The 9,134-nt window shown below is 31.0% G+C and carries 8 protein-coding genes and 1 pseudogene; all 9 read right to left on the reverse strand.

Going from position 1 to position 9,134, the window contains the following annotated elements; genetic code table 11:
- Positions 1-158: 158 nt before the first annotated feature.
- A complete protein-coding gene (locus ACXAHM_RS25620) occupies positions 159-581 on the reverse strand; it encodes an SWIM zinc finger family protein (RefSeq protein WP_474966928.1) in 423 nt (140 codons plus the stop codon).
- The gene (locus tag ACXAHM_RS25625; RefSeq protein ID WP_474966930.1) at positions 571-1,428 is read right to left on the reverse strand and encodes a DUF7281 domain-containing protein; all 858 of its coding nucleotides are present in this window, start codon (positions 1,426-1,428) and stop codon (positions 571-573) included. Before ACXAHM_RS25625 ends, ACXAHM_RS25620 begins: the two co-directional genes overlap by 11 nt.
- On the reverse strand, positions 1,428-5,072 hold the full coding sequence (locus tag ACXAHM_RS25630) for an ATP-binding protein (protein ID WP_474966932.1): 3,645 nt from the start codon (positions 5,070-5,072) through the stop codon (positions 1,428-1,430). Before ACXAHM_RS25630 ends, ACXAHM_RS25625 begins: the two co-directional genes overlap by 1 nt.
- A 2-nt stretch (positions 5,073-5,074) precedes the next feature.
- Positions 5,075-5,635 (reverse strand): condensin complex protein MksE, encoded by a 561-nt coding sequence (locus tag ACXAHM_RS25635; RefSeq protein ID WP_474966933.1) that lies wholly within the window; start codon positions 5,633-5,635, stop codon positions 5,075-5,077.
- Positions 5,628-6,839: a hypothetical protein gene (locus ACXAHM_RS25640; protein WP_474966934.1), complete on the reverse strand. Its 1,212-nt coding sequence runs from the start codon at positions 6,837-6,839 to the stop codon at positions 5,628-5,630. Before ACXAHM_RS25640 ends, ACXAHM_RS25635 begins: the two co-directional genes overlap by 8 nt.
- A 20-nt stretch (positions 6,840-6,859) precedes the next feature.
- The gene (locus ACXAHM_RS25645) at positions 6,860-7,897 is read right to left on the reverse strand and encodes a PDDEXK nuclease domain-containing protein (RefSeq protein WP_474966935.1); all 1,038 of its coding nucleotides are present in this window, start codon (positions 7,895-7,897) and stop codon (positions 6,860-6,862) included.
- Positions 7,898-7,958: 61 nt separating this feature from the next.
- Positions 7,959-8,168 carry a HipA N-terminal domain-containing protein gene (locus ACXAHM_RS25650; RefSeq protein WP_474966936.1) on the reverse strand — a complete coding sequence of 70 codons (210 nt, stop codon included), beginning with the start codon at positions 8,166-8,168 and terminating at the stop codon, positions 7,959-7,961.
- A gap of 175 nt (positions 8,169-8,343) precedes the next feature.
- Complete coding sequence (locus ACXAHM_RS25655; protein WP_474966937.1) at positions 8,344-8,622, reverse strand: helix-turn-helix domain-containing protein; 279 nt, start codon at positions 8,620-8,622, stop codon at positions 8,344-8,346.
- A gap of 253 nt (positions 8,623-8,875) precedes the next feature.
- A pseudogene (locus tag ACXAHM_RS25660) lies at positions 8,876-9,134 on the reverse strand (DUF4172 domain-containing protein); the annotation flags it as partial.

Consider the following 9,134-nt stretch of genomic DNA (forward strand, 5'->3'; position numbering starts at 1 on the left):
TTACTAAGGCTAATTGATGAAAAACCTTACTTTCATCAAAAACAAAATTAGGCCAATCTTCGTGATTATATTTATACAACTCTTCCATATTATCAAAATATGGAAATATAAAATATAAAACAAAACCTATATTCACATTTTTTGGGAATATAAAATATTCATCTTTTAAATTTCTCCTCTAATTCTCTTCTTAATTTATCATCGGAGTCTGCATAGTCTAATACAAACTGTCTTAATTCTCTCGCTGAAATAGAATTAATAATATCTTCATAATTCATCTTACTATTTGATTCAAAAACTATATATTCTTGATCTGAAAACTGGATTTCTAATAAGGTAGCAATAATATGTTTACAAGGCGTTTCATAATTATAAGGACAGTCACAATAAGTATCTATTTCTCCTTTTGAGTCAACATTTACTACTATTTCATATTCTTGATTATCACTCCCCGCTACTTTACCAATAAAATTTCCTTTTCCATCGTCTAATACTTCTATTACTTGACCAGAATCATAATACTCTTCCCCTCTCTCAATAATTTGAGGTGGAGTTATTGAAAATATACTATCAAAGTTCATATTGGATTAAAATTTCTTGTTCCAAACATTTTTTATTGTGATGAAGGATTTTAATTAAATACTGAATATTGTCATCTTCTTGTATTAATTTTCTTTTACCTAATTGACGGTTATACAAATTTCTATTTCCATATGTTGAAACTAGTTCTTCAATATTTGAGGGAATAAAAAAGGATGCCCTTTCTCCTAAATATTTTTGATATTCATTCTGAAAAATATTGATTCCTTCAAAATCGAAATCACCAAAATGGAGATATGAATTAGAAATAGATTGTAACCATTGTATCAAATCTTTGGACTGGGATTGAGGATAATGACTCACAAATAAAACCTTCATGTCTTCAAAAAGGTACTTCTGCTGTTCGATCATTTTAAAGTTTTCGGCATTTTCAACACCTACTATGGTTACCTCTTTGTCTACTATAAAGTTTTCGAAATCACTGATAAAAATAAAGCTTCCTAAAGCGGGTTGAAGATCCAATTCTTTTTCATTTAAAACTGCTGAAATCAGTTCATAACAGTTGACCAAAAAGCCTTTAAAGGTTCTTACTTTTTTTGATTTTGAATCAGAAGAAACTTTGATATTATCAGCTCTATTTTCTCCAACCTTGAAATTATCTATGTAAGCAGAAAGATCATTAATACCCCATTGGTTTTTTAAATAAAATTTCAATTGTGACGGATCATTACAAACTATCTTTCGTCTTGATCTTCCTTGAAGTTTGATCTGCAAAATACCATCTTCCAACATTTGTTCAAAGATTTCTCCTTTCAGTTGACTTCCTGAAAGTTCTTCTCCATTACTCAGTTGTAATAATTTCTTTGCCTTACTTTCTGATAACTTCATTATGCTTTAGATATAATCTGCCTCACCATCGTTTTATGTCCTGCCACTTTATCTAAATGATAGATATGCCCATAATCCAATTGATTGTTCGTTTCTGGTGAGCCGTTCAAAACAATAATATTTCGTTCATTGGCAAACCTCAACAATCCTTTGACATTTGTAGAATGAAGTTTCCCTATTTCATCCATAATAATATGTAATTGAAAATCTTTGAACTTCCTTGATGCTCCCTCTTTGAAGACATTCAATAACATAATATTCAGCATGGCTTTGACCAAAATATCCGTTCCTTCAGAACCTACATTTTTTAGTTTCTCTATCCAACCTGTATCATTACCGTTTTCTTCTATTTTAAATAAAATATGAATCGTATCTGAAAGTAATAATTTCCCCGTTTTTGATTTTCCAATTTCATCTTTCAGGTACTTTAATAGCTTGACGGCATTTCTATTGATCTTATTCAAATCTTTGTTTTGCGTAAATAAATTTGCAATCCCCAATGAACTATTATTCTCTTCCTGAAACTCCTTAATCTTCTTCAATACACTAATAATTGGATTTCTACTTTCTTCCAATTTCAATTCAATATTGGTCACCGCACTCACAAAGTTCTTGAGTTTAAAGTCTTTGTTGATCTTTTTAACTACTTGATCTATTTCTGCTGTTTTCTTGATAAGGTCTTGCGTTTCTGTGCCAAAAATATTGATGATATTGGCAAATCGCTCATTGAATATCTTCTCTATTTCTGTAATTTTATTTTCATGCACAAACTCTTTTAGTCTCTTTCCAACTTCTCTCACACCTTTGCTTTCTAACTCCTCTGTAGAAGGGAATTTAAGTACTGAGTTGACCGTAAACTTCCCTAAGTAGTTTTTCAATTTTAAGTAAAGTATATTTTTCTTTTCCTCTAACGCATCAAAAGTCTGATACACTTTTCGATGTAGTTCATCAAAGTTTAAATCTCCCTCCAGAGAAGTCACAGACGTTGCATATTCTTCCAGTGCAATTAGTTTATCATCATCTTTCTGTTCTTCATAAACCTTGAGTTCCTTCTCGTAAGTTAAAATAGATTGATTGATATCAGATAACTGTTGTTTTATTTCTTTATACTTCTCTTCTAAAATATTCAAAGAATTAGAAAATTCAGCCACCAAATTATTTAGCTTCTCCTCCTCATGAAGCATTTCGTTTTCAAATGTTTTCTGCTTATCAATGTACTCCCTTTTGTCTTTATCATATTCAAAAACCAATTGTTGATGCTCTTGAATATATCGTAACTCAGTTGTATATTTTTTAATTTGATCAGTTAATTTCTCAAGATGCCTTTTATCCACTCCTTTTCCAGAAAGCTCTTCATTTTTCTGTTCATTCAGTTCATCAATCGCTTTTTGAATCTCTTGCTTATAGTCTTCAATTGATGATTGAATTCTATTTTGTTTCTCTTGAAAATCCTTTTTAAACTGATTCAAACGTCTTGTTTTTTCTTTGCGTTTGACTTCTTTCTGTTGCTTTACTCCTTCCTCAAATGAACTTAATTGCTGTTTTAACTCTCCCAAATCCAATTGAATTAAATTCAATTCCTCATTGAGTTGAGCCAATTGTAAATCTCTTTCTTTCTGCCCTTTTTCAATCCATTCCTCTAACAAGACTTCTTGGCGTTCTTTCTCTTTTGTATTCTTTTTAATTGTATTATTAGATACCTCAATAAAAGATTTCAACTTATTGATTTGAGGTTGATATTTTTTCTTTAGGCTTTGTTCTTTCTTGATTAAACCCTGATCTAATTTGCTTGACTCCCTCCTCACCTTTTCAATCTCACCTAATGTATCTTTCAACTGTTCCTCCAACAACGACAATGAAAAAGGTCTCCTTTCAATTGTCTTCAAATTAATACCCACTCCATACAATGAAGTTGCTAAATGATCCAATAATTGAGGGTCGAATTCATCATGATATAGCAAATCTTGATCAATGACTTTACCAATATTTTCAGACCAATCTTTTTTATTATTCGCCAGCCAAGCCAAAAGGGTATGATTGTATTTTTCGATTTTCCCTTCTAAATCCTTTTTCGTCTGAGTCAGTTTCTCAAAACGTTGATTTAAATTTACTCTCTCGTTTTCAATCTCTTTTTGATAGATTTCTGATGCATGTGTCCAACTCTTACGGTGTCCTTCTATTTCTTGTTCAGACTTCAGCACCTCTTGACCTAATGCATTAGTTTCTGCTATTCCTTTTTGAATATGATCTTTTATCCCCTCAATTTCTGATTGATTAAATTGCTTATTTTTACATTCATTGAGCTCAATTTTCTTCTCTAATTTATTGTTTTGAAGGGTAGAAAAATGCTCCTGTAAAACGACTCTTTTATCAGCATTCGTTTTGTCTAACTGATCAAATAATTGATCATATTCTTGATTTAACCCTCTCTCTTGATCGATTAATTGATCTTTTAACTCCCCTATTAAAGCTTCTTTCTGATGAATAAATGTGGATTGCTCTGCTTCTTTTTGTGCTTTTAGAGATTTGTACTTTACTTCTATATCCTGAAACTTACTGGTAAGAGAAGACTCTTCAGTTTCGAGGTTTTTAAGTTTGATTTCAATACTAGGGCGCTCTTTTACCCTACGTTCTACTTCTTGAATATTTTGAGATTGATAATACTTCTTCTTTTCTCTCGTCTTTTTTAGATTATCCCTTAATACACTAATTTTTGAAGCAATAACCTCTTTTCTTTTTGCATGCAACGACTTCTCATGAACTATTTTATCGTTTAACTTCACTTCATTTTGAGAAAGTAGATCTGCATTATCTTTCAAAGAGGGTAATTGATCATTCAACCACTTTTCTCTGCTGTACAATTGACTGTACAAAGAATACAACTGACTGTCGACATCATCTAATTCTAATAAAATCCCAAAAGACTGCTCTAATGTTTTTAGATTTTTATCTTTTTTATATTCATCAATATCATTCAACTGTTCTTCAAAATCAGACAAGTGATGACTATAAGTATTCAGATCAATGTACTTTTCTTCACTGTCCAGAGAATCAATAATAATTTTCTGAATATCATCTGCAGAAACATCCGCATTGAGGTAAACACTCTGAATCGTTTTATAAATAGTACCGTATTGCTTCGTCTCTAATAAGTTATACTTTTTAAATTCTCTTTGATTCTGTTGAGTGCCATAAATGATATCACGATAAGTTGTATAATTATCGATTACCTTTGAAAGCCCAATCCCTTCTTTATCTAATATCCCTCTGATCTGATTCCAATGATTAAAAACTTCCCCATTTTCAGTCATAAAAAATCGTTTTTCAAAACCGCTATCAAAAAATCGAAATTGTACTTTAGACTGAGAACGAAACAACACCACACAAAAACTCCCCTTCTCCGTAGCTACTTCATAGATGATATAAGAATTATCATTTTTTAAATACCAATCTACAAAACGGGTTTGCTCTTTTTTAATCCCTAACTTTCTAGGGTCTGCATTATAGAAGAATAAAAGCGTTCGAAGAATTGTACTTTTACCCACACCTTGTGTACCTCCAAAGTGACAATTGCTGTCCAATTCTATTTCTGCATAGGGAATATTCGCACAATGGATTAATATGACTTTATTGAGAGTTCTCATGTTTAGTTTTCGTTTGTTGTTGGTTCTTCAATATCGATGCTCAAAATCAATTCCTCGAGGTAAGAAAAAGAATTCAATACTTTATAAGTCATAGAAAGGTCATCAATGACCTCCACAAAACCTTCCTTCTTTAAAATCTCGAAAAGTTCATTTACACTCTCATCGTATTTCTCTTTTTTAGTAATCCTTTTAAGCAAATTGAGTTTATTTTTCAGGTTCTGATTTACTCCAATAATAGATGAAATTTCTGAAGGTGTAATTTGAGTACCCACCCCAAAAGATTCATCATAAGACTTGAAAAAATCAAGAATACTGATCCATCGCATCGACCTTTCCAACTTACTTTTGAGTGTACTCCTTTCCTCTTCCCTACTAAAATAAAAACAGTCCTTCCCCTCTACTAAATAAAAACCGATCTGATCAAAATAATCTTGTGTTGCTTCCTTCTCTTTCTCTAAATACTGATATAACTTTTTTTGTGTCGAGTTGATAGAGTTAGAGGAGATAAAATGTCCTTTACTCAGTATTTCAAAAATTTGTTTGTTATAATTTTCTCTAGGCATATTTCTTTCTTTTAGGGTACACTTTCGCAAAATATCGGTCTCCGTATCTTATTTTATCATCAGTAATCTCAATCTCATTACTGTAGTAATTAATGATCTTATAATAGCATCCTACCAATTCAATATAAGATACCTCAAAAGGAAAATCATAATGAAATACAAAATTAAAAAGATCATTTCCTTGAGCCAAAAAGCTACGTTTTACTTCCTCATGATTGATAAAGAATACACTTTCAGTTTGTTGATTTAAAAGATTGGCATCTATAGCTCCCGCAGATAGGGTTTTTCGTCGTTCTTTATTTTTTTGATTTTGATTGATCTCTTTAATCAACTGATACACTTCATCCTCTTCCAGAATATCCAAATCCAACTTCAATGGATACGTTTTCCTTTTCTCAAAAAGTACCTCCTTCCTTTCATTTAGCACTTCCTTGATATTGGTTCGAGCCTCCAATTCCACCTGATCCATCAATAACTTCAGCTTCTTGACTTTTTCCACCACTTGGGAATTATGTCTCACTTGATTGATATACTGAAGTAATTGTCTTTGAATTTCAACCAAATTATGATTGGCAGAATTAAATTCTTTCTTCAACTCCACAACTATCGTTTGTAACTCTTCATCGGCAGAAAGTACAAAAAAGGACACTTCTTCTTTATCAATCAAATGTCGTGATTGAGTGATTAAGTTCTGAATTTCTTCCGTTTTTCCCTTAAAGTTTTCAAGCTTCTTTAATTTGATCTTATAGTTTTCTTCCGTCTTAAAAGTTGTATCAATATTTCGGATCAAATCGTCAACATTTCTGGAACAGATTTTACCAATTCTACTTAAATCCTTTTTGACTAGCTTGAAATACCATTGTTTTCTATTTTGTGCATTTTCCTTGCTGAAGTAATCAATATTCTCCTTTATGATTTTGATATGCTCATTAAAAGAGGAAATATTGATGGTTTCATTCACCTGCATCAATTCTTCAAAAAAGGAAAGAAACTGATCTTCTATTTCAAGGAATTGTCCATTTTCTTTGATGATACCTTTATCAATCAATCGCTGAATTTTAACTTCCCCTCCTTCTCCCAACAATTCCAATGCTTGCTCATATTCATAATCGTATCTTTTCCTATTCTTAAAAATCTCATCAATAAGCCTTTTTCCCTCATTGAGCGAGCCTATGATTTCTGATATATCTTGGAAGTGGTACATGTTTGTTGCTTAAGTTATTTCTATTTCATTCTCTCTTCAAAAATCTCCCTTTGCCTCTCAATCTCCGCTTTTAATTCTTCTTCTGTAGGTAAATAAGTCAAATACTTCGAGGCGAATAATTGCTGATTATCATTTAATACTGAATATTTAGCAATCGTCTGATCAGTATCAGCACATAAAAGAATTCCTATTGTTGGGTTATCTCCTTCATTTCTTTTTAAATCATCATACATACGAACATACATATCTAGTTGACCAATTGCTTGATGAGACAACTTCTCCGTTTTGATTTTAATCAATACAAAACACTTCAGAATATAATTATAGAACACAAGATCAATATAAAAATCAGAAGTTTCTGTCCTTACCAATTGTTGACGTTCTACAAAAGCAAAACCTTTCCCAAGTTCCAAAAGGAATTTTTGAATATCATCGATCAATGCTTTTTCTAACTCCTGTTCAGTATAAGCAAAGTTTGTTGGTAGATTTAAAAACTCTAATACGGAAGGGTTTTTAATGAAATTTTTAGGGCTAAAGTTTAAGTCTTTTGTTTTTTCTTTCATCTCCGACTTAACTAACTCCTTTGATGGAGATTGTAATAGTCGTTGATAATATTGGGTAGATATGTTTCTATCTAATGTTCGAACTGACCATTGATTTTCAATTGATTCTTTCTGATAATACTTTCTAGCATCAATATCATTAACTCTAAATAATAATTTGTAATGGCTCCAACTCAATTGGGCATACAGTGTGTGCCCAATTTGAAAATCAGGAAAAAGTAGATAGAATTGTCTAAAATATTTTAGATTTCTCATTGAAAACCCCTTACCAAAATCTTCAGTTAGTTGTTTCGATAATTCTTTTATCAAGAAACTTCCATACTTTGCTTTTGCTTCTCCTTTTTGTTCTTCTTCTACAATACGTTTCCCAATGGACCAATAGGCTTCTACCATAGCAGAATTAACTACTGAGTTCACTTTAGTTTTTGCAGAAGCTAAGATTTCTTTTATTTCTGAATAGAAATTATGTTGGTGTGATGGTATTTGATTCCCCATACTTATTCATTGAATTATCAACTAATCTAATAATAAATCAAGTAGTATCAAATTGGCAATATTATTCAACAATCCATTTTCCAAATTCAGGTTCATATGTTAATGCTCCTGCACCACTCTCTCCTACATAAGCCAATCTTTCCAAGGGTGTAATAGTATGCATATCTATTCCTTCTGTTGTCAATTTTCTATCTAAAAGTAACCATCCCCAACCATCTGGTAAAGAATCATTAAATACCCCAGCAATCCCTTCAAATGGAAAGGATGACATGTCATACACATCTTTTTTAAGGGTAACTTAAATGGAGACAACTCTAATTTTTTAGACAGGAATGAAGAATGGTACTTAAAATAATAGGATTGATTGTTTTTGATAATTTCACCTACTTGGTATTTTTGAGAAGAACTAAAATTCAAGTTCACTCTTATTTTTTAAATATTTCCCATTACAATTCATCACTAAATAGTTTCTCAATTTCAGACATATCTTTTTGCGGTAATAAGATATTATCTAATTCCTCCAATCTTCCAAAAACATGCATTAACCGAAGCAATGATTCTAATGAAATTTTGCCCGTACTTTCAAAACGCTTCAGGCTTCCTAAAGAAACACCTGAACGCTTTGCTAATTCTTCTTGGGAATATTTATAGGCTTTACGGATTGCTCTTATCTTATTAGAAATCTCTTGTAAAACAGAATTTGGAGTTTTATTTACACTATACATAATTAGCTAATATATTAACTATATAATGATGTATATTTTTCTAAATAAAATATAATTTATCATCACAAAAATCACAGATATACACCTAATTATCAATCACGTACACAGTACTTATCTTTTAGCTAAATTTTTATAATGTTAGCAAAAATCAACTTAATAAAGAAAAATGCACTGTTGAAAGTGCAGTTTCTATAAAAATCGCACTTTCAATTATGTTTTTATCATCATTTACTTTAAACCTGTCTTCAAATAGTCACATAAAATTTTTATTCCTTTCCTCTTCAGATGATTTCACCAAAATGTTTAATTCTAATAAATAATCAATATCTCTTGTTGCTGTCTGAAAAGAACATTTAGTCATTCTGCTCCATTTCCGATTATTCATACCTCCTTCAAAATCATCTTCAAACATTTTATTGACTACTTTTATCTGACGATCATTAAATTTTACTTGAGCATATTTTTTCCAGAAGTTATCTCTCTTCAAAAGTTTATCTAGCTTTTGATTAGAT

It is taken from the genome of Flammeovirga sp. AWQ4_249, assembly GCF_056161045.1.

Bases quoted from the DNA above. Each gene is read 5' to 3' on its own strand.
- ACXAHM_RS25625 (WP_474966930.1), bottom strand. From the start codon at position 1,428: ATGAAGTTATCAGAAAGTAAGGCAAAGAAATTATTACAACTGAGTAAT.
- ACXAHM_RS25635 (WP_474966933.1), bottom strand. From the start codon at position 5,635: ATGCCTAGAGAAAATTATAACAAACAAATTTTTGAAATACTGAGTAAA.
- ACXAHM_RS25650 (WP_474966936.1), bottom strand. From the start codon at position 8,168: ATGTCATCCTTTCCATTTGAAGGGATTGCTGGGGTATTTAATGATTCT.
- ACXAHM_RS25630 (WP_474966932.1), bottom strand. From the start codon at position 5,072: ATGAGAACTCTCAATAAAGTCATATTAATCCATTGTGCGAATATTCCC.
- ACXAHM_RS25645 (WP_474966935.1), bottom strand. From the start codon at position 7,897: ATGGGGAATCAAATACCATCACACCAACATAATTTCTATTCAGAAATA.
- ACXAHM_RS25620 (WP_474966928.1), bottom strand. From the start codon at position 581: ATGAACTTTGATAGTATATTTTCAATAACTCCACCTCAAATTATTGAG.
- ACXAHM_RS25640 (WP_474966934.1), bottom strand. From the start codon at position 6,839: ATGTACCACTTCCAAGATATATCAGAAATCATAGGCTCGCTCAATGAG.
- ACXAHM_RS25655 (WP_474966937.1), bottom strand. From the start codon at position 8,622: ATGTATAGTGTAAATAAAACTCCAAATTCTGTTTTACAAGAGATTTCT.